The sequence below is a fragment of the Halalkalibacter okhensis genome, from assembly GCF_000787375.1.
In the GTDB taxonomy this organism is placed as follows: Bacteria; Bacillota; Bacilli; order Bacillales; family Bacillaceae_D; genus Halalkalibacter; species Halalkalibacter okhensis.
In genome coordinates this window covers 75,635-95,797 of the sequence record NZ_JRJU01000006.1, presented here as the reverse complement: position 1 = coordinate 95,797, position 20,163 = coordinate 75,635, and the positions used below count along the sequence as shown (strand labels likewise).

19 protein-coding genes are annotated in these 20,163 nt (G+C 38.8%); 14 read left to right on the top strand and 5 right to left on the bottom strand.

The window, feature by feature from the left end:
• Window positions 1-33 precede the first annotated feature (33 nt).
• From aceA to LQ50_RS06665, 6 genes are all read left to right on the top strand, one after another.
• Entirely contained in the window at window positions 34-1,317 is a 1,284-nt protein-coding gene (gene aceA / locus LQ50_RS06690) for an isocitrate lyase (protein WP_034627498.1), read from the top strand.
• A gap of 230 nt (window positions 1,318-1,547) precedes the next feature.
• A complete protein-coding gene (locus LQ50_RS06685) occupies window positions 1,548-2,444 on the top strand; it encodes an AEC family transporter (protein ID WP_034627394.1) in 897 nt (298 codons plus the stop codon).
• A 279-nt stretch (window positions 2,445-2,723) separates the two neighbouring features.
• On the top strand, window positions 2,724-3,446 hold the full coding sequence (gene dapD, locus LQ50_RS06680) for a 2,3,4,5-tetrahydropyridine-2,6-dicarboxylate N-acetyltransferase (RefSeq protein WP_034627392.1): 723 nt from the start codon (window positions 2,724-2,726) through the stop codon (window positions 3,444-3,446).
• A gap of 83 nt (window positions 3,447-3,529) precedes the next feature.
• A complete protein-coding gene (locus LQ50_RS06675; protein WP_373279174.1) occupies window positions 3,530-4,747 on the top strand; it encodes an aspartate aminotransferase family protein in 1,218 nt (405 codons plus the stop codon).
• The gene (locus LQ50_RS06670) at window positions 4,734-5,855 is read left to right on the top strand and encodes an N-acetyldiaminopimelate deacetylase (protein ID WP_034627388.1); all 1,122 of its coding nucleotides are present in this window, start codon (window positions 4,734-4,736) and stop codon (window positions 5,853-5,855) included. Before LQ50_RS06675 ends, LQ50_RS06670 begins: the two co-directional genes overlap by 14 nt.
• A gap of 141 nt (window positions 5,856-5,996) precedes the next feature.
• Window positions 5,997-6,248 carry a YkuS family protein gene (locus tag LQ50_RS06665; RefSeq protein WP_034627386.1) on the top strand — a complete coding sequence of 84 codons (252 nt, stop codon included), beginning with the start codon at window positions 5,997-5,999 and terminating at the stop codon, window positions 6,246-6,248.
• Window positions 6,249-6,298: 50 nt separating this feature from the next.
• Here the strand turns inward: LQ50_RS06665 and LQ50_RS06660 are convergent, their stop codons facing one another.
• A complete protein-coding gene (locus LQ50_RS06660) occupies window positions 6,299-7,138 on the bottom strand; it encodes a mechanosensitive ion channel family protein (RefSeq protein ID WP_034627384.1) in 840 nt (279 codons plus the stop codon).
• Between the two features lie 363 nt (window positions 7,139-7,501).
• Between LQ50_RS06660 and LQ50_RS06655 the strand changes: the two genes are divergently transcribed.
• The 4 genes from LQ50_RS06655 to LQ50_RS06640 all read left to right on the top strand — a co-directional run bounded on the left by LQ50_RS06655 (window position 7,502) and on the right by LQ50_RS06640 (window position 12,082).
• Entirely contained in the window at window positions 7,502-8,053 is a 552-nt protein-coding gene (locus LQ50_RS06655) for a peroxiredoxin (RefSeq protein WP_034627382.1), read from the top strand.
• Between the two features lie 82 nt (window positions 8,054-8,135).
• On the top strand, window positions 8,136-8,588 hold the full coding sequence (locus LQ50_RS06650) for a redoxin domain-containing protein (protein ID WP_034627379.1): 453 nt from the start codon (window positions 8,136-8,138) through the stop codon (window positions 8,586-8,588).
• A 121-nt stretch (window positions 8,589-8,709) separates the two neighbouring features.
• On the top strand, window positions 8,710-9,948 hold the full coding sequence (locus tag LQ50_RS24250) for a peptidoglycan recognition protein family protein (protein ID WP_052144616.1): 1,239 nt from the start codon (window positions 8,710-8,712) through the stop codon (window positions 9,946-9,948).
• Between the two features lie 145 nt (window positions 9,949-10,093).
• Entirely contained in the window at window positions 10,094-12,082 is a 1,989-nt protein-coding gene (locus LQ50_RS06640) for an electron transporter (RefSeq protein ID WP_034627377.1), read from the top strand.
• Between the two features lie 79 nt (window positions 12,083-12,161).
• Here LQ50_RS06640 and rnjA read toward each other — a convergent pair whose 3' ends face one another.
• The 4 genes from rnjA to LQ50_RS06620 all read right to left on the bottom strand — a co-directional run bounded on the left by rnjA (window position 12,162) and on the right by LQ50_RS06620 (window position 15,257).
• The gene (gene rnjA, locus LQ50_RS06635) at window positions 12,162-13,829 is read right to left on the bottom strand and encodes a ribonuclease J1 (RefSeq protein WP_034627375.1); all 1,668 of its coding nucleotides are present in this window, start codon (window positions 13,827-13,829) and stop codon (window positions 12,162-12,164) included.
• A gap of 4 nt (window positions 13,830-13,833) precedes the next feature.
• Window positions 13,834-14,043, bottom strand: coding sequence for a DNA-dependent RNA polymerase subunit epsilon (locus LQ50_RS06630; protein ID WP_034627364.1), 210 nt, complete (start codon window positions 14,041-14,043; stop codon window positions 13,834-13,836).
• Window positions 14,044-14,400: 357 nt separating this feature from the next.
• A complete protein-coding gene (gene def, locus LQ50_RS06625) occupies window positions 14,401-14,949 on the bottom strand; it encodes a peptide deformylase (protein ID WP_034627361.1) in 549 nt (182 codons plus the stop codon).
• Window positions 14,950-15,065: 116 nt separating this feature from the next.
• Window positions 15,066-15,257: a YjcZ family sporulation protein gene (locus tag LQ50_RS06620; RefSeq protein WP_034627359.1), complete on the bottom strand. Its 192-nt coding sequence runs from the start codon at window positions 15,255-15,257 to the stop codon at window positions 15,066-15,068.
• Between the two features lie 240 nt (window positions 15,258-15,497).
• Between LQ50_RS06620 and LQ50_RS06615 the strand changes: the two genes are divergently transcribed.
• The 4 genes from LQ50_RS06615 to LQ50_RS06600 all read left to right on the top strand — a co-directional run bounded on the left by LQ50_RS06615 (window position 15,498) and on the right by LQ50_RS06600 (window position 20,161).
• A complete protein-coding gene (locus LQ50_RS06615) occupies window positions 15,498-16,145 on the top strand; it encodes a YkyA family protein (protein ID WP_034627356.1) in 648 nt (215 codons plus the stop codon).
• A gap of 570 nt (window positions 16,146-16,715) precedes the next feature.
• On the top strand, window positions 16,716-17,801 hold the full coding sequence (gene pdhA / locus LQ50_RS06610; RefSeq protein WP_034627350.1) for a pyruvate dehydrogenase (acetyl-transferring) E1 component subunit alpha: 1,086 nt from the start codon (window positions 16,716-16,718) through the stop codon (window positions 17,799-17,801).
• Window positions 17,802-17,804: 3 nt separating this feature from the next.
• On the top strand, window positions 17,805-18,782 hold the full coding sequence (locus LQ50_RS06605; RefSeq protein ID WP_034627349.1) for an alpha-ketoacid dehydrogenase subunit beta: 978 nt from the start codon (window positions 17,805-17,807) through the stop codon (window positions 18,780-18,782).
• An 89-nt stretch (window positions 18,783-18,871) separates the two neighbouring features.
• Window positions 18,872-20,161 (top strand): dihydrolipoamide acetyltransferase family protein, encoded by a 1,290-nt coding sequence (locus tag LQ50_RS06600; RefSeq protein WP_034627346.1) that lies wholly within the window; start codon window positions 18,872-18,874, stop codon window positions 20,159-20,161.
• The last annotated feature ends 2 nt before the right edge of the window (window positions 20,162-20,163 follow it).

Genomic DNA, 20,163 nt, shown 5'->3' with positions numbered 1-20,163 from the left:
AAAAGATAGGGAGAGATGGAAATGAGTATGCAAATGGAATCTAGACAAATGGAAGTAAGACAGTTGGAGAGAAAATGGGGAGAAGATTTAAGGTGGAATGGGATTGAAAGACCTTATTCAGCTGAAGATGTTGTTCGGTTAAGGGGGTCTGTTCAAGTTGAGCATACACTTGCTAGAAGGGGTGCCGAGAAACTATGGAAGTTATTAAAGAAAGATGATTACGTAAACGCCCTAGGTGCACTAACTGGAAACCAAGCTGTTCAACAAGTGAAGGCAGGTTTGAAAGCTATTTATTTAAGTGGGTGGCAAGTAGCTGCCGATGCAAATCTTGCTGGTCAAATGTATCCAGATCAAAGCCTATACCCCGCCAATAGTGTTCCAAGTGTAGTAAAGCGGATCAATCAAGCATTGCAGCGTGCTGATCAGATTCAACACATGGAGGGCACAGGGGATATTGATTATTTTGCGCCGATTGTAGCCGATGCGGAAGCTGGATTTGGTGGTCAACTGAACGTATTTGAATTAATGAAAGGAATGATTGAAGCAGGCGCTGCAGGAGTGCATTTTGAAGATCAACTCGCATCTGAGAAAAAATGCGGTCATCTTGGGGGGAAAGTTCTTATTCCAACACAAACAGCTATTCGAAATTTAACAGCTGCACGACTTGCTGCTGATGTAAGTGGAGTTCCGACAATCATTGTGGCGCGAACAGACGCGGATGCTGCTGACTTAATTACAAGTGATATTGACCCTAGTGATCATCGATTTATTACAGGAGAGCGTACACCAGAAGGGTTTTACCGAACAAAAGCAGGAATTAATCAAGCGATTGCAAGGGGTCTGTCTTATGCTCCTTATGCTGATTTGATTTGGTGCGAAACGTCTAAGCCATCATTAGAAGAAGCAAGGCAATTTGCAGACGCTATACATGCAAAATATCCAGGGAAAATGCTTGCCTATAATTGTTCACCATCATTTAATTGGGAAGCAAACCTTGATAAAGAAACGATTGAAACATATCAAGTTGAATTAGGGAAAATGGGCTATAAGTTCCAATTTGTAACACTTGCAGGATTCCATGCACTCAATCATAGTATGTTTGAGCTCGCTCATGGATACAAGAAGCGCGGTATGGGTGCATACTCTGAATTGCAACAAGCCGAATTTGCAAGCGAACAAAAAGGGTATACTGCAACACGACACCAGCGTGAGGTAGGAACAGGGTACTTTGATGAAATCTCTCAGGTTGTTTCAGGGGGGACATCTTCAACGACTGCTTTAAAAGGTTCAACAGAGGAAGCGCAATTTCAGAAATGAATGAGTAACTGATCGTGTTTATATTTTTTTGGAGTTACTGTTATACTACACAAATTAATTTATTATATTGATATGGTACATGGAATGAGTTGTCGATACAACTCATTCCATGTACCATTTTTTTATTTCTTGCCGGGGAAATATCGAGACTGATCTATTCAATTCGTTCAAAATGAAGAGTATAATGGTCGATATACATAATTTAGGAAGTTCAGGTTGGAGGATTCAAAATGGATATATTTATTCAAGTGGTCGTACCTGTTTTTTTTGTTTTTATTATTGGATTTGCCGTTCAAAAGTGGAAGAGAATAGACATAAAACCAGTATCGACGGTTGCCATTTTTATTATGACACCTTGTTTAGTGTTCCGAACATTTTATAGTGCTGACTTAAATGTACAGTCTTTTTATATGGTTATTTTTTCTATTATTCTATTATTTAGTCTAATTGTGGTAAACAAAATTTACGCTAAGATCATGAAATATAATCAGTCCACAGAAAGTGGCTTAATTCTTTCAACGGCTTTTATGAATGCAGGGAATTATGGTGCCCCCATTATTTTATTTGCTTATGGTGAAGAGGCTTTCGCTTATGCAGTTATGTTTCTTGTATTGCAATCGATTATTATGAATTGTTTCGGTGTCTATTATGCCGCTAGAGGAAAGGCTGGATTTGGGGTTGCGCTTAAAGAAGTTTTTAAGATGCCGGCAACGTATGCGGTAGTCATTGGCCTTTTCTTGAAGGTCTTTAATGTGTCTTTGCCAGATAATGTTCTAGTTACAGTTGATATCATAGCAGAAGCGGCGATCCCAACAGTGATGATTATTTTGGGGATGCAATTAGCGAGAATACAATGGGGGGGATTTGAATGGGGGAAAGTAACTTATTCAACCATTATGAGGTTGCTCATTTCTCCGGCTATTGGATTTGGTATAACATTAGTGTTACCCATGGATCCTACTATGGCTAAAGTGTTAATTGTTTCTTCAGCCATGCCTTCAGCGGCAACAATCGTCATGTATGCTGTACAATTTGATTCACATCCTAGACTTGTTTCTAGTGTGACGTTAGTTTCAACTATTCTAAGTGTCATAACAATCACTGTGTTGTTAATTATTTTAGGATGAAAGGCTAAAAGTCACTGAGAGGCCTATGCAAAAATCCTTTTAGTAAATTCGAGGAAGCGGCAATGGCTCCACATGTTGCGCGCCTGCTATGAGAACCCCAATCACAGCAGGCTTAAGACAAAGCAACGGTTCCGCTCATTGCTTAAAGGCAGCTGAAAAAGATGAAAATCGTACCTTTTTCAGCTACCTGTCGAAAAACAGTCTTTTTCCATTGCTTTTTTTCGGCGAAATCTTTATCATAATGAAGAGATTGTTTTAGAAAGGTAGGAGGACTTAAACATGAAAATGATGGATGCAAATGAGATTATTCAATTTATCTCTAATAGTGAAAAGAAAACCCCAGTAAAAGTACATATTAAAGGTGATTTAGAGGGCTTAAACTTTGGAGCCGATACAAAAGCATTTATTACAGGTTCTGCAGGCGTACTTTTTGGTGAGTGGAGTGATATTGAACCTGTATTAAAGGAAAATGAAGCGAAAATTGAAGACTATGTTGTAGAGAATGATCGTCGTAACTCTGCTATTCCGCTTCTTGACATGAAAGGAATTCAAGCGCGCATTGAGCCTGGTGCTGTTATCCGAGATCAAGTTGAAATCGGAAACAATGCGGTTATCATGATGGGGGCTAGTATTAATATCGGTTCTGTTATCGGCGAAGGCACGATGATTGATATGAATGCAGTATTAGGAGGACGTGCAACAGTAGGAAAGAACTGTCACATTGGCGCAGGTTCAGTATTAGCTGGAGTGATCGAGCCACCTTCTGCGAAGCCAGTAGTTGTTGAAGACGATGTAGTAGTTGGTGCAAACTGCGTTATCTTAGAAGGAGTAACTGTAGGTAAGGGGGCTGTTGTAGCTGCAGGAGCGATCGTAACTGAAGATGTTCCTCCAAATACAGTAGTCGCTGGTACACCAGCACGTGTGATTAAAGAAATTGATGAAAAAACAAAAGGCAAAACAGAGATTAAACAAGAACTTCGTCGTTTAAATGAAGATAGATAAGTAAGTGGACAAGCAGCTTTGTTGTAAGGGATCCTCCTTTCGGCAAAGCTCTTTCCGTACTTGGAATGAAAGGGGATCATTTTGTGTCAAATTGGATGGAACGTGACAACCAAGTCATCATGTCTACATATGGACGCTTACCGATTGTGATTGATCGTGGAGAAGGAAACTATTTATTTGATGAAGAAGGCAAGAAATATTTAGATTTATTTACAGGCTTAGCTGTTAATATTTTAGGCCACTCTCATCCTGAGATTACGAAAGCACTTACGGGTCAAGCGGCAAAATTTCTTCATATATCAAATTATTTTTATAACAAACCAGCGATTACATTAGCAGAAAAATTGATTGCACGCTCAATTAAGGGTAAGGTTTTCTTTGCGAACTCAGGGGCAGAAGCTACAGAGGCTGCATTGAAGTTTGTTCACAAATGGTCAAAAGAACAAACAGAAGATCGTAACGGTGTTGTTGTGCTGGAAAAGAGTTTTCATGGTAGAACTTTAGGGGCATTAAAGCTAACAAGACAAGCAGGGGTCTATCAAGATTTCCCTGTCACTGATACACCTGTGTATGAGGTAGAACCTCATAATGTAAAAGCGTTAAGAGACATTTTTGAAAAGGATAAACCAGCTGCAATCATTGTTGAGCCAATCTTAGGATCTGGTGGTATTGTGACACTTGAAAAAGAATATTTACAAGAAATATCTAGACTTTGTGATGAATTTGGTGTCCTGTGTTGTATGGATGAAATTCAAACAGGTGTAGGACGAACAGGAACATTTTTTGCTTATCAACACGCAGAGATTGAACCTGATGTTATTCTTTTTGCAAAAGGGATTGGTGGAGGTCTTCCACTTGGCGGGATTATTGTTGCAGAACGCTATGCACATTTGTTTAAACCTGGAGACCATGGTACAACCTTTGGACCATCACCATTAAGCGCTGCATTAGGAAATGCGGTTATTGATGTTTTAATTGAAAAAGGACAGCTTGAAGAAGGCAATAAAGTGGCTTCTGAGCTATATCAATCTGTCATAAAATTAAAAGAGCAGTTTCCAAGTATCATCACAGATGTACGCGGCAAAGGTATGATGCTTGGCATTGTGATGAACGTTGAAGCCGCCCAAGTGAAAGAGATTCAACGTCAGTTACTTGAAGAGGGGCTTATGGTTGATGTGACTCAACAAACAATTATACGCTTGTTGCCACCGCTAACATTAACTAGTCGAGAGGTTACTTTATTTATTAAGGCATTTGAAGAAAAGCTACAAAAAGTGGTGAAATCTAATGTTATCAGTTGAGCAATTAACACAAATACGTCGTGATTTACACCGAATTCCGGAATTCGGTTATGCGGAAGTAAAAACACAACAGTATCTACTAGAACAGATTGGGAAACTACCGCAAGAGCTCTTAACAATAAAAAAATGGAAAACAGGGATACTAGTTCATGTGAAAGGATTAGACAGTTCAAAAACAATTGGTTATCGTGCCGACATTGATGGCTTGCCAATTGATGAACAAACGTCCTATACGGAATTTCGTTCGACACATGAAGGGGCAATGCACGCATGCGGTCACGATCTACATATGACGATTGCCTTGGGCGTGTTATCGTATTTTGCTCATCAACAACCTAAATATAATCAGGTGTTTATCTTTCAACCTGCTGAAGAGGGGCCAGGTGGTGCTAAGCCTATGCTCGAATCACCTCAGTTAATGGAATGGAAACCTGATCAAATTATGGCGCTTCATATTGCCCCTGAATATCCAGTAGGTACGATTGCCATTAAGACAGGCTTGTTATTTGCAAATACTTCTGAGTTATTTATAACGTTAAAGGGAAAAGGTGGGCATGCAGCCTATCCTCATACTGCTAATGATATGGTCGTTGCAGCGAGTCATCTTGTAACCCAGTTACAAACGATTGTATCTAGAAATGTCAATCCGTTAGATGCTGGTGTTGTAACGATTGGAGTGATTAAGGGTGGGACAAAACAAAATATTATTGCTGATACGGCCGTAATTGAAGGAACAATTAGAACACGTTCAATCGAGACAATGAAGTTAATAAAAAAACGAATTGAAGATTTAACAAAAGGGATGGAGATCGGCTTTGATTGCTCCATTTCGATAGATTATGGAGCTAATTATTGCCAAGTGTATAACGAGGAACGTGTTACAAATGATTTTATTGAATATTTGAAAGGTAAGGAATCGGTCAATCTTGTTATATGTGACGAGGCAATGACTGGGGAGGATTTTGGCTACTTCTTAGAAGAAATTCCTGGCTTTATGTTCTGGCTCGGTGTTGATAGTGCATATGGGCTGCATGATGCGAGGTTAGAACCAAATGAGAAGGCCATTTCCTTTGCGGTTCCAACCATTATAGACTATTTAAGTAGATAAAGATGAGAAAGTGTCCGATTATCCCATTTTTCGGACGCTTTTTTGTACGTTATTTTTGCTATTTCATGCATAGTTACCATATTTTTGGGGAGTTTAATTATTGAAATGGAATTAAATTTTTATATTGTGGAGGTAAGAATCATGCCAAAAATTGGTGTCGAGCAATCGCTTACAGATGTACAGCAAGAATTACAATCCATGGGTTATGATGTCGTTCAATTAAAGCAGGAACAAGATGCGAATGGATGCGACTGCTGTGTCATTACAGGGCAAGATCAAAACGTAATGGGTGTGCAAGATGCAGCTATTAATGGTTCTGTTATCAATGCACATGGAATGTCAGCACAAGAAGTATGTCAGCAAGTTGAGCAAAAGATAGGTCATCAACAATAATACAAAGGAGGCTGATACACATCAGCCTCCTTTTAACATAATTTGTTTTGTTATTGTTCTTTCTTTTCAATGTATACTTGATGTGGAAATGGAATTTCTATGTTGTTCGCATCTAATGCCTCTTTTAAAGCTTTTCTTAATTTCCTTTCAACAGCCCATTGCTCCATATTTTCTGTTTTAGCAATAATCCTAATAACAACATCAGAATCTCCAAGACCTTGGACACCAACGACATTTGGTCCTTCTTTAATCGTTTCATCTTCTGTTGCCAATTTATCGCAAGCTGCTTGTAAAACAGCCATGGCATGATCAATATTATCATTATATGAAATGCTCATATCAACGAGTGCTCTCATGTTTCCTCTTGAATGATTGCTAACATTAGTGATTCCTCTATTTGGTATGTAATGCAACGTGCCATCAAACCCTCTAATCTGAACATTTCGCAAACCTACCTCTTCAACAATGCCATCAATTCCACTAGCGGTGACATAATCTCCTACGTCAATTTGTCTCTCAAGCAGGATAAAGAAACCTGTGACAACATCACTCACGAGACCTTGAGCTCCGAAGCCGATAGCTAGACCGACGACACCAGCCCCTGCGATTAACCCAGTCGCATCAAGCCCAAAGATACTGATAATGATCGTGATAAATACGAATATTAGTACGTATGAGAAGGCGTTCACTGAAAGTTTTTCAAGCGTTTTTACACGCGGGGCCGACATTCCTTTTTGGGATTCCATTTTTGAGAATCCACCTTGAATAATTCTTTTCCCAATCGAACGCGCGATCAAAAATGCTAAGATAGCTAAGACGATTTGACCGACGAGTTTCACCAATCCTACAAGAATGGTTCCTTCTGTAAATTGGTTAAGCCATTGTTCCATCTAAAATCACTCCTAAATATAAAAAAACTCTATCAAAGCTATTCCCGTTTGGTTACACATTCAAACCATTTTTTGATAGGTGAATACTAATCCTAGCATAAAAAAGTAATTCTCTCAGTAATGAAATCGTAATTTAGTGAGAATGATAAGCATATTTGTCGCATTACGTGGAAAGGGCTGGTATAATTTAATTTGGAAAGGTCGTTTATTAGCGCGAACCATGGGTATACTACAATTGGTGCTGATGTAAGAGAAGATAACATATTAATTTATATTTATTATTAATTAATATTGACTCGTAATAAATCTTCTTTTATAATGACGGCTGTATAGAAATTTTTTTATAAATTGGAGGTTTTACATATGACAGACAAGCGTATGGTAGCAAAGCAAGCGCCGCGTTTTGAAATGGACGCAGTTATGCCAAACAAAGAATTTGCAAAGGTTAGCCTAGAAGAAAACATGAAAAATGACAAGTGGACAGTTCTTTATTTCTATCCAATGGACTTCACTTTCGTTTGTCCAACTGAAATTACTTCATTAAGTGATCGTTACGATGAGTTCGAAGACTTAGACGCAGAAGTAATTGGAGTATCTACTGACACAGTTCATACTCATAAAGCATGGATTAACACATCTCGTGATGAAAATGGTCTTGGTGAATTGAAGTACCCACTTGCTGCTGATACAAACCACGTTGTTTCTCGTGAGTATGGAGTCTTAATTGAAGAAGAAGGTGTTGCTCTTCGTGGACTTTTCATTATCAGTCCAGAAGGTGAGTTAATGTACTCAGTTGTTAACCATAACAACATTGGCCGTGATGTAGACGAAACTCTTCGTGTACTTCAAGCTTTACAAACTGGCGGTCTTTGCCCTGCGAACTGGAAGCCAGGTCAAGAAACACTTAACGTGTAAGAAAAAAGGAAAGATAAAGGGTCTAGCAGTGATGTTAGGCCTTTTTTTATCCTAGATGCTTTAAAAAAAAGGAGGTATGATTATGGCGTTAAAATTAAGGTCTCAAATGCCGGAGTTAGAAGGAGCTTCAACTTGGTTAAATGGTGAAGTAACAAAAGGTGAATTGGTAGGTGATAAGCCAACCCTTTTTCATTTTTGGTCTATTAGTTGTGGTTTGTGTAAAGAAGCGATGCCAAATGTAAATGAGTTTCGTGATTTGTACAAAGATAAATTAAATGTAATTGCTGTTCATATGCCTCGATCTGAGAAAGACTTAGATCTAGATGAAATTAAAAAAGTGGCCGAAGAACATGGGATTACTCAACCGATTTTTGTTGATAATCAGCACAAACTTACCGATGCGTTTGAAAATGAATATGTGCCTGCGTATTACGTATTTGATGAGGAAGGCCAACTTCGCCACTTCCAAGCAGGCGGCGGCGGTATGAAAATGCTGACAAAACGAGTGAATCGAGTACTTGGAATAAAAGAATAATAATGATGTTAGAGGTGTTCTAGGGGCTATGCTCAGGTAGAACACCTTTTTTGTGGTAACTATTCTATTTAGTTACATCACTTTTGATCATTTCTTCATATATATACAACGAGGTGATTTTATGAACATAATTGATAAGCGAAGTTCTCTTGCGTCTAGTCGTTCAAGAACGTATCGAAAAAGAGCAAGAAGTGCCATTCGAAACATTGCTATCCACCACAGTGCGACAACTTCTGGAAGTGCAGAAGCGTTTGCTCGCTATCATGTTAATGAATTAGGTTGGCCGGGAATAGGTTATCACTATGTTGTTAGTAGAGATGGATCAATTAGTCGTTGTCATGATTTAGAAGTTGTCAGTTATCACGTCGGTAACAGCAATAGCCATGCAGTAGGAATCTGTATGGTCGGAGATTTTAGAACTCAGTCTTTACCAGATGCCCAAAGGCGTGCAACTCTTGATTTAACAAGGTATTTAATGGACGAATTAAATATTCCCGTTGATAATGTTTGGGGACATATAGAATTTCCCGGCTATTCATGGAAACCTTGTCCATCGATCAGTATGCAAAGCTTTAGGAATTGGCTTCGTGAAGAAGGAGGGGCTATGTCGAATCGTCCAACACAATCTCCTACGTATGTTGCTGGGGTTAGACAAAGGAGCATTCTTTCTAGAGGTGATCAAGGAGATGATATACGAGCGCTACAAGAAAGGTTAGATGAACTTGGGTTTCATCCAGGGCCAATTGATGGGATTTTTGGTCGCCAAACACGTGACGCAGTCATGAGGTTCCAAAGATCAGCTTCAATATCAGTGGATGGGATTGTGGGACCGCAAACGAGGGAGGCCCTTCGCGATTTTGAACCTACTATTGAACAACCGGATCATGCCTCTCCTACCGATGAACCTGATGAACGCGAAGAAATGTACTATAGTGAGACTAGGAGAATGCTTCGATTGATTCAACCGAGGATGCGAGGGACGGATGTCCAAGAGGTTCAACGAAAAGTTGGTGCTACTGTAGATGGAATTTTCGGACCAGAAACACAAGAAAGGGTTAGGCAATTTCAAAGTAATGAAAGGATTACAGTGGATGGGATAGTAGGTCCTCAAACGTGGCGTGCCTTAGATCGCGTTGAGCAGTCCAGTAGAAACAGAGTAAGCTATCAACGTCTTTTATCTGTTCAAACTCCTAATTTACGAGGTTCCGATGTCAAACAAGTACAGGATGCACTCGGTGTCACTACTGATGGCATATATGGGCCAATGACGGCAGAGGCGGTTCGGAGTTTTCAAAGAAGAGAAGCGATAACAGTAGATGGAATTGTTGGACCGCAAACGTGGAGAAGGCTATTTGAATAAATCTATTGAGAGAGAATGGCGACATGCTGTTCTCTTTTTGAGGTTTAACATGTCGTGGGTTTTGGTTCTTTGACTAATTGATTGAATAGGAAATGACTTGGTGCCTCATAGTAAGAAGAGTGAATTCTAAATAAGGAGGGTATACATGAGACGCCGTTTTTTCATAGGCTTAACTATTGCTGCAGTTGTTATTGCTGTATATATGGGACTAAATTATTTTGAACCAAGCTATGCAGTAAATCCATCTAGCGACATTTCTTTGAATCACCCCATTGAACATGAAATGAATGATGTATATGGTTTTGATATTTGGGGAGTGTCTGTGTCCGCAATTGAAGCGAAAGAATTAATAAATTCTGAAGAAGGTAGAGATATGCTTTCGCTACATAATGGTGCTGTGAAAGTAGATGAAGAGTTTGTGCAAGAAGGTCGTAATTTATTTTACGAAGAAACATTTAATAATGAAGAATTTATAACGGACGTACTTGGAATCTTAGAAGGGCCGTTATCCGTGATAAATATTGGAAAAGCAGTTCTGAAAGCTAGAGGAGAAGGAACGACCAACTTAAAAGTGGAACTAGCTGAAGATGCTGTAATTGGCGGAAAATCATTTAAAAAAGGTCAGACGATTGAAACAGGGTTAGATGTGCCTAAAGGAGCGTTCGCTCCACTTGGAATGCCTATGAAATTTAGTGATGGTCGTTTAAAAGCCGGGATTTCCTGTGCAGCCTGTCATGCTACGGTTGATCGTGAAACGGGAAAAGTTATCGAAGGGGCACCAAATGCCGATTTCAACGCAGGATTAATGATGGCCCTAGCAACGAATTCAACTGCCTACTTTACGAATACAGATGTGGATGCAGAGAAGATCGAGTCTTTTATTAATCATCAAGATTGGATGAAAGAGAAGGAACTAGGGCAGGAAAGCTTTGTTGCTTTGCCAGATGCTGAAAAATTAGAAGATGCAGTGGATCGTGCGTTGTTAGCTTGGCCGCGGGGAAATTTTGATTCAACGATGGACTTAGAAAATAATCCAACGCAAATACCGGATTCGTTCACGTTAGGGGATCATCCGTACGGTTGGAATGGATTTGCTTCTATTGGACCGTTTAAAGGGTTAACGGCATTAAATAATAATGTTCATGCTCAAAATTCTGACTTATTGGCTCAAGCAGACCAAAGTGATGAATTATTTGACATTGAGAAAGAACGTTATATTGGTACTCTTCTACAAAATGCACCGAATCCTAACTATCGTTATACCAACTCTGTAGAAGAAAAGCCAAGTGAACGATTAGCAAGAGTTGATCATAACAAAACCGTTTATGGATTCAATGATATGATTCGTCCACCAACCTATCCTAATATTTCCCTTTTCACTCCAAATGGAACGGTCATAGGTTCAGAAGGGCATACAGTTTTGGAGGAGTTAAATGCTTTATCGGCATATCAAAATGCATTAAAACCACCATCTGATGTACCTACGTATACCGTAGCTGAAGCAACTGGTAGAGAGGTATTTGATCGAGCGGGATGTATAAGTTGTCATGCAGGTTTTTCGCGAACAAACAACAAGGTCATTCCAAATGATATCGTAAAAGCAGAACCTTCACGTGCCAAAGCATTCGAAGATTCAATAAAGTTATTAAAAGAATCGTGGTTTTATCCGTTAGATACACCAATTCCAGTACCGGAACATGCAGAAAGAGTGAAAATCCCAACAGGTCACCTAGATATGGATCAAGTTAAACTGACGCTTGCTCAAGGGAATGAAGGTGGATATAAGGTCAAAGGGTTAGTTGGTTTAACGTTTTCACCACCATACTTACATGATGGAGGGGTCGCGGTAGGTAAAGACAAAGCATCGCAATTAGGTCTTACGGGGACCCTAGAAAAGGGAATTATGCCCGATGCTTATAACAGTTTATTAGCACTTGTGGATCGAGATTTACGTGAAAAAGTTGTTAAAGCTAATAAGAAATCAAAACGCTTGCAGGAAGCTCATTCAACTGGTGAAGGGCACAAGCACTGGGTAGATAAAAAAAATGGCTTCTCAAAAGAAGAACAGGACGCGTTAATACAATATTTATTATCGATTGATTTAGAGAAAGAGAAACAAGCTGAGAATGAGTAGAAGGTGGTTTCATAAATGAACAAGAATTTCTAGCAATAATAAGAAGGCGGATGACTTAGGATGTCATTCGCCTTCTTCACTATACTTCCATTATGATTGGTAAAATCATTGGCTTTCGTTTCGTACGTTCATATAAAAATGGTCCAAGTAAATCTGTAATTTCATTTTTGATCTCTGACCACTGCGTTGTTTTACGTTCCATTACGTCATTTAAATGAGATGCAAGTAACTTTTGAGCTTCATGAATTAAATCACTAGATTCCCTCATGTAGACGAATCCGCGAGAAATAAGATCAGGGCCAGCAGTTACTTTAAACTCTTTCATATTCAAACTAACAACTACAACAACAAGACCTTCCTCTGAAAGGATACGTCTGTCTCTTAAGACGATGTTGCCAATATCTCCAATTCCATTTCCGTCAACATAGACTGATCCTGAAGGGATTTTGCCGACCACACCAGCTTCTTCTGGGTGAAGAGCTAAAACATCACCATTATCCATGATGAAACTATTCTGTTTTGGTACGCCACAATCCTCAGCAAGTTTCATATGCATTTTTAACATACGATATTCACCGTGAATCGGCATGAAATATTGTGGTTTCATCAGGCGTAACATTAACTTCTGTTCTTCTTGACCACCGTGCCCAGAAGTATGAATGTCATTTAAAGAACCGTGAATGACATCTGCTCCTGCACGATACAATTGGTTGATGGTCTTGCTAACACTCAATGTATTTCCAGGGATTGGAGAAGATGAAAATACAACAGTATCTCCTGGAATAATCTGTATTTGCCGGTGTGTACCATTGGCAATTCTTGATAGGGCTGCCATTGGTTCGCCTTGGCTTCCTGTGCAAAGAATCGTTACTTGATTATCAGGTAACTTATTTAATTGAGATGGCTCAATAAATGTACCTTTAGGGGCTTTAATATATCCTAACTCTTGCCCGATTGTTAAAGCGTTCTCCATGCTACGCCCAAATACAGCCACTTTTCTCCCTTGCTGAACGGCTGCTTCAACGACTTGTTGGAGGCGATGGATGTTAGAAGCAAATGTGGCAAAAATAACTCGTCCATCTACTTTTCTAAAGATGTTACTAATACTTTCTCCTACTTTTCGTTCAGACATGGTGAACTCAGGAATTTCACTGTTTGTACTATCTGATAGTAAGCAGAGTACACCTTCTTCACCAATTTTGGCCATCTTTGTTAAATTCGCTGGCTCCCCAACTGGTGTGAAATCAAATTTGAAATCACCCGTATGAACGACATTTCCGGGTGGGGTCTTAACAACAATCCCGTACGCATCTGGAATGCTATGAGTCGTACGGAAGAACGTAACCGACGTTTTCGTGAATTTAACAATTTGGTCTTCGTGAATTTCATGTAGCTTTGTTTTACGAAGTAAGCCGTGCTCTTCCAGTTTTCCTTTTAATAATCCAAGAGCCAACTTTCCTCCGTATATAGGTACGTTTACTGCTCGGAGTAAATAAGGAATTCCACCGATATGGTCCTCATGACCATGTGTAATAAATAGACCTTTGATTTTGTCTTCATTTCTTACTAAGTACGTATAGTCAGGTATAACATAATCGATACCAAGAAGCTCGTCCTCTGGAAACTTAATCCCAGCATCGATTAATATGATTTCATCTTGGAATTGAACTGCATACGTATTTTTTCCGATTTCACCTAGGCCACCTAAGGCAAATACTGCAGTTTGGTTGTTTTTTACTTGTTTCATAAAATTAAATAGTCTCCACTTTAAAATCTTCGTTTTGTTGCTCGTATTCCAAATAAGCCCCAGAGACAGGCGTTACAAATTCAATATTGTAATTACGATCGACTAGTTTTTTTCTTACATCTTCTTCACTTTCACCTTCTACGAATATCGTTTCAGTAAATTCACGAACGGGAACTTGATTAAAATTCTTTTGATAAAATACTTTAAATAACATGTTACTACCTCTCCTTACCATTGGTTATATTTTCATTATAAAGCAAATGTCTCCTCATTTCATGTTATTTATTTACGAGTACGGTTTCGTCTCTACATAAAAGCACAGTATTCACGATATTTAAGTGTATTAAACTTCGATTAAACGGCTTTTTGGTAAAAGGTTTTTGCACCCTTTTACGATTTTCTTTTTCCATCTACGTAACATTCGTTCACTCTCCTTTATTCACGTTTTTCTAAGGGGTGAGAGGGTTTTTATATGTATAGTATGTGTAAGTTAACATTTCACTGTTCAAGGTAATAATTGGATAAAAAAAGATCCAAAACCCGAGAAACCTCAGGAAATGAATCATTTGTTTTATACCTTATTAGGTAATTCCTTTTTTAATTTATCTTTAAAGTCTTCAATTCGATCATAAAACATGATTCCATTTAGATGATCAAGTTCATGTTGGAAGACAATGGATACTAAACCACGTAAGCGTAAAGTTACTTCTTCACCTTCTAAATTAGTTCCTTTGACAGTAATCCTTGAATAACGAGGAACGTTTCCAGGAATATCTCTATCTACAGATAAGCATCCTTCGCCACCTTCTAAATGCGTTTCCTCAACAGAGTGGCTTATGATTTTGGGATTAAATAGTCCCATGCTATACAGTTGATCTTGTTCATCTGTTACATGAACAGCAAACATTCTTTTAGAAATCCCAATTTGAGGAGCGGCAATTCCGACACCTGGTCTTAACTCGTATTTCTCAGCTATATCAGGGTCTTGGCTGTTAATAACGAAATCAAGCATCTTTTGTAAAGTTTTTTTATCTTCTTCACTTGCAGGTAGTGCCACTTCTTTAGCTATTTCTCTTAAAACAGGGTCGCCTTCTCTTACTACATCTTTCATGGTTAACATTATGTATCACTCCTTTTACACATACGTTTACTTTATGAAGAAATAAATGAAATATCAAGTAATTTTCAAAACAAAAAAGGAATAAGACGAATCGCCTTATTCCTTTTCGATCATTATTAGCAATGTCCGAACTTAGAAGCTCCAACAATGATAAGCAGGATGAATAGTACTACGATTAACGCGAAACCTTTTCCAGCACCAGGTGCGTAGCTTGCTCCTGCAACTACTGGGGAACCGTAACCATATCCACAAGGATCAGTACATCCAAAACCTGCACCATAACCTGCGCCATATCCGTAACCAAACATTTTGCATTCCTCCTTTTTGTCTTGCACCGCATTGGCTGCGATTCACTAACTACATTATGCATGCTTAGGCAAGTTGGTTGGACGAATGCCCATTTTTTCCAAATCTTTCAGAATAATTTAATGGACAGGCTCATAATACAAAAACGCTACTCATATACTAGCTTTGTAATTGCCATATTGTTAATTTGGATGGTTTGTTTTAAGGTAGAGCTTAAGTATTTGGATAGGGGGGAATGGCTGGTGGTTGTTATAAGATGGGGAATCTTAGTTATAGTAATGATGTTCTTTTTAACAGGGTGTGGGGAGAATCCGGCAGAATCAGTATATCAGCATTTGGAAACCGCAGTAGAGTTAGAACTTCCATTTGAACAGCAACAAGAGCCTCTTCAAAAAGCAGAAATAAGAGAAAATGAATTATTTGAGGAGATTGTTACATTAGGTATGAATGAATATGAAGAAATTGTTTTGTTAGCCGAAGAGGCATTGTCGTCAATAAATTCTAGGGAATCGATGTTGCTACAAGAGAAAGAAAGTATTGAGGAGAGTTATCAAGAGTTTTTGAAAATTGAAGAGCAACTTGAGGATATTGATGGAGAAGTGCTCATCTTATTAAAGGAACTTCAAACTTCGATGACCGAGCGGTATGATTATTATCAACAATTACATGATCGCTATAGTGAAGCAATACAATTAGATAAATCATTATTTGAAATGCTTCAGCAAGAAGATTTAACAATGGAAGAGTTACAAGAACAAATTGATAAAGTAAATGACATTTATGAAAAAGTTGTCGTTCAAAAAGAGAAATTTAATGACTCGACGGATACGTATAACGAACTAAAGCGCGAATTTTATAAAAAAGCAGAGCTTAACGTACAGTATGACTAGTGCGTTAAGTTTTTTTGTGAAAAGGCTTTTTCGTAAAGATCATTGCTGAGTAATAGTTTCTCATGTAGTAAAAGCTAGTTGGTGGAGCGCTGGTGGAACGAATGTGGAGACTGCGTAACCCATGAAAACAACAAAGTATGTGAAAATAGTCTTTGAAAAAAACATTTCTGAGAGGATAGATTCCAATCTGTACTAATATTGTATCGAGTTGTAATATAACAAGTTACTTGGAAGTGTTTGCTAGGGGGACTGAAAAAAATCTAAAAAATAGATGAGCAAAAGGATTGACGTATTTTGTTGTAGTGATGTAGACTTAATTTCGTAAGTTATGTTGTATCACTTCATTGGTAATTAGACTAATACAGATAAGATTATGACATAAAGCTGGACTTGAATATAAAAGCTCTAGACTTTGTACATTAAGTAGCTTGCATGAATTTTTGTTTCAATCTTTACTCCAAAGGTTATGGAAGATAAGAGTTTGGGTATCCTATGGGGGAGATTTGTCAAATAGTCATTAGATTACCTTAATTATTAATTTTTTTTATTAGAAAGGAAGAGGTGAAGGTAGTGAGTACAAAAACGTTAGAACAAGTTGAAAATCAATTTGAAACTTTCCAGATTTTAAATGAAGAAGGCGAAGTTGTGAATGAAGCCGCTATGCCTGATTTAAGTGATGAACAATTACAAGAAATGATGAGACGTATGGTGTATACACGTATTTGGGACCAGCGTGCTATCTCATTAAACCGCCAAGGTCGCCTTGGTTTCTACGCACCTGTAGCAGGTCAAGAGGCTTCTATGTTAGGAAGTCAATTTGCTCTTGATAAAGAAGACTGGATTCTACCTGGTTACCGTGATATTCCACAAATTGTCTTTCACGGACTTCCGTTACATCAAGCATTCTTATGGTCTCGTGGTCACTTTGCAGGAAGCCAATTCCCTGATGGGTTAAACATTCTTTTCCCTCAAATTATTATTGGTGCACAGATCATTCAAACAGCTGGTGTGGCATTAGGTCTTAAGCGTAAAAATAAAAACAACATTGCAATCACTTACACAGGTGATGGTGGAGCTTCACAAGGGGATTTCTACGAAGGAATGAACTTTGCTGGTGCTTATAATGCTCCTGCTGTATTTATTGTACAAAACAACCGTTTCGCAATTTCGGTACCTGTTGAAAAGCAATCAGCTGCAAAAACAATTGCTCAAAAAGCTGTTGCTGCAGGTATTGAAGGGATCCAAGTAGATGGTATGGATATTCTTGCTGTTTACGCTGCGACAAAAGATGCTCGTGATCGTGCATTAGCAGGTGAAGGTCCTTCACTAATTGAGACAATGACTTACCGTTACGGTCCACATACAATGGCTGGGGATGACCCAACTCGTTACCGTTCTTCTGATTTAGATGATGAGTGGACGAAAAAAGATCCACTAGTTCGTTTCCGTAAGTTCTTAGAGACGAAAGGGCTTTGGACAGAAGAAAAAGAAAATGAAATTGTAGAACAAGCAAAAGAAGATATTAAAGCTGCAATGAAACAAGCTGATGCTGCACCTAAGCAAAAAGTGACAGATCTTATTGGTTTCATGTTCGAAGATTTACCTTACAATCTTCGTGAGCAAATGGAAGAATACACAGCAAAGGAGTCGAAGTAACCTATGGCACAAATGACGATGATTCAAGCGATTACGGATGCAATGCGTAATGAGCTTAAGAATAATGAAGATGTTCTTGTGTTTGGTGAAGACGTCGGTCAAAACGGCGGAGTATTCCGTGCGACTGAAGGCCTACAGAAAGAATTTGGTGAAGAGCGCGTATTTGATACACCACTTGCAGAGTCAGGAATTGGTGGTTTAGCAATTGGTCTTGGTTTAACAGGATTCCGTCCTGTTATGGAAATTCAATTTTTTGGATTCTTATTTGAGGTATTTGATTCAGTTGCTGGTCAAATGAACCGTATGCGTTACCGTACAGGTGGCAAATTAACATCACCAATTACTGTTCGTTCGCCATTTGGTGGAGGAGTTAAAACACCAGAGATGCATGCAGATAGTTTAGAAGGCTTGGTTGCACAAACTCCTGGTTTAAAAGTAGTTATTCCTTCAACTCCTTATGATGCAAAAGGGCTTTTGATCTCAGCTATTCGTGATAACGATCCTGTTGTTTATCTTGAACATATGAAGCTATATCGCTCATTCCGTGGAGAAGTACCTGAGGAAGAGTACACAATTCCACTTGGGAAAGCAGACATTAAGCGTGAAGGTAAAGATTTAACTATTGTTACATACGGAGCAATGGTACACTCTTCGCTAAAAGCAGCTGAAGAGCTTGAGAAAGAGGGCATTGACGTTGAGGTTATCGATCTTATGACGATCAGTCCACTTGATATCGATACGATTCTTGCTTCTGTAGAGAAGACAAATCGTGCGATTGTGGTTCAAGAAGCTCAAAAGCAAGCGGGAATTGCAGCAAATGTAGTAGCTGAAATTACTGAACGAGCGATTTTAAGTTTAGAAGCTCCAGTACTTCGTGTAGCTGCACCTGATACGGTTTATCCATTTGCTCAAGCAGAAGATGCTTGGTTACCTGACTATAACGGAATCATTGAAACGGCTAAAAAAGTTATTAATTTCTAAGAAGTTAGACAAGCTCACGAAAAGGAAAGATACTGTCTTTCCTTTTCATTTAAATTCAGTTTAAGAGGAATTAAAGGAGGCACTTCAAAGTGGCATATAATTTTAAACTTCCTGACATTGGTGAAGGTATTCACGAAGGCGAAATTGTAAAATGGTTTGTTAAACCAGGTGACGAAATTAAGGAAGATGACATTCTTCTTGAAGTTCAAAATGATAAAGCTGTTGTAGAAATTCCATCACCTGTTGATGGTAAAATTATTGAAGTTAAAGTAGAAGAGGGTACGGTTAGTATCGTAGGTGATGTTCTTCTAACGATTGATGCTGGAGATGCAAACCCTGCAGAAGAAGAGAGTGCTCCGGAAGCTGAAGCACCTGCAGCAAAAGAAGAAGTAGCAAAAACTTCTGAGCCTGCTGCTGATACTGCAAATGATGAAGTAGATAATGATACGCGTGTCATTGCAATGCCTTCAGTGCGTAAATATGCTCGTGAAAAAGGTGTCGCTATTCAAAAAGTTAGCGGAACTGGAAAAAATGGTCGTGTTGTTAAAGAAGACATCGATACATTCTTAAACGGTGGCGCTCAAGAAGCACCAACTGAAGCATCGCAAACAGAAGAAAAAGAAGCACCAGCAGCATCTGCACCTCAAAAATCAGAACCAGTTGCTATCCCTGTTGGTGAGTTAGAGCACCGTGTTCCGTTCAAAGGTGTTCGTAAAGCAATCGCAAAAGCAATGGTGAACTCTAAGCATACTGCACCACATGTTACACACATGGATGAAGTGGAAGTATCTGCATTAGTTGCTCACCGTAAAGAGTATAAAGCTACTGCTGCTGAACAAGGTACAAAGCTTACTTACTTACCATACGTTGTGAAAGCTTTAACGGCTGCCCTACGTAAATTCCCTGCACTAAATGCTTCAATTGATGATGCAAACGATGAAATTGTTTACAAAAACTATTTCAACATCGGTATTGCTGCAGATACAGAGCATGGGTTATTTGTACCAGTTGTTAAAGACGCAGATCGTAAATCAATTTTTGCTCTTGCTGATGAAATTAATGAGTTGGCAGTTAAGGCACGTGATGGTAAACTTAGTGGTGCAGAAATGAAGGGCGGATCTGCCACAATTTCCAATGTTGGTTCAGCTCGTGGTCTTTGGTTCACTCCAGTTATTAATCACCCAGAAGTTGCCATTTTAGGTATTGGTCGTATTGAAGAGAAGCCGGTTGTAAAGAATGGCGAAATAGTAGCTGCTCCAGTACTAGCGCTTTCAATCAGTTATGATCACCGTCTTATCGATGGCGTTACAGCTCAGAATGCACTAAACCACGTAAAACGCCTATTAAATGATCCACAATTATTATTAATGGAGGGGTAAAC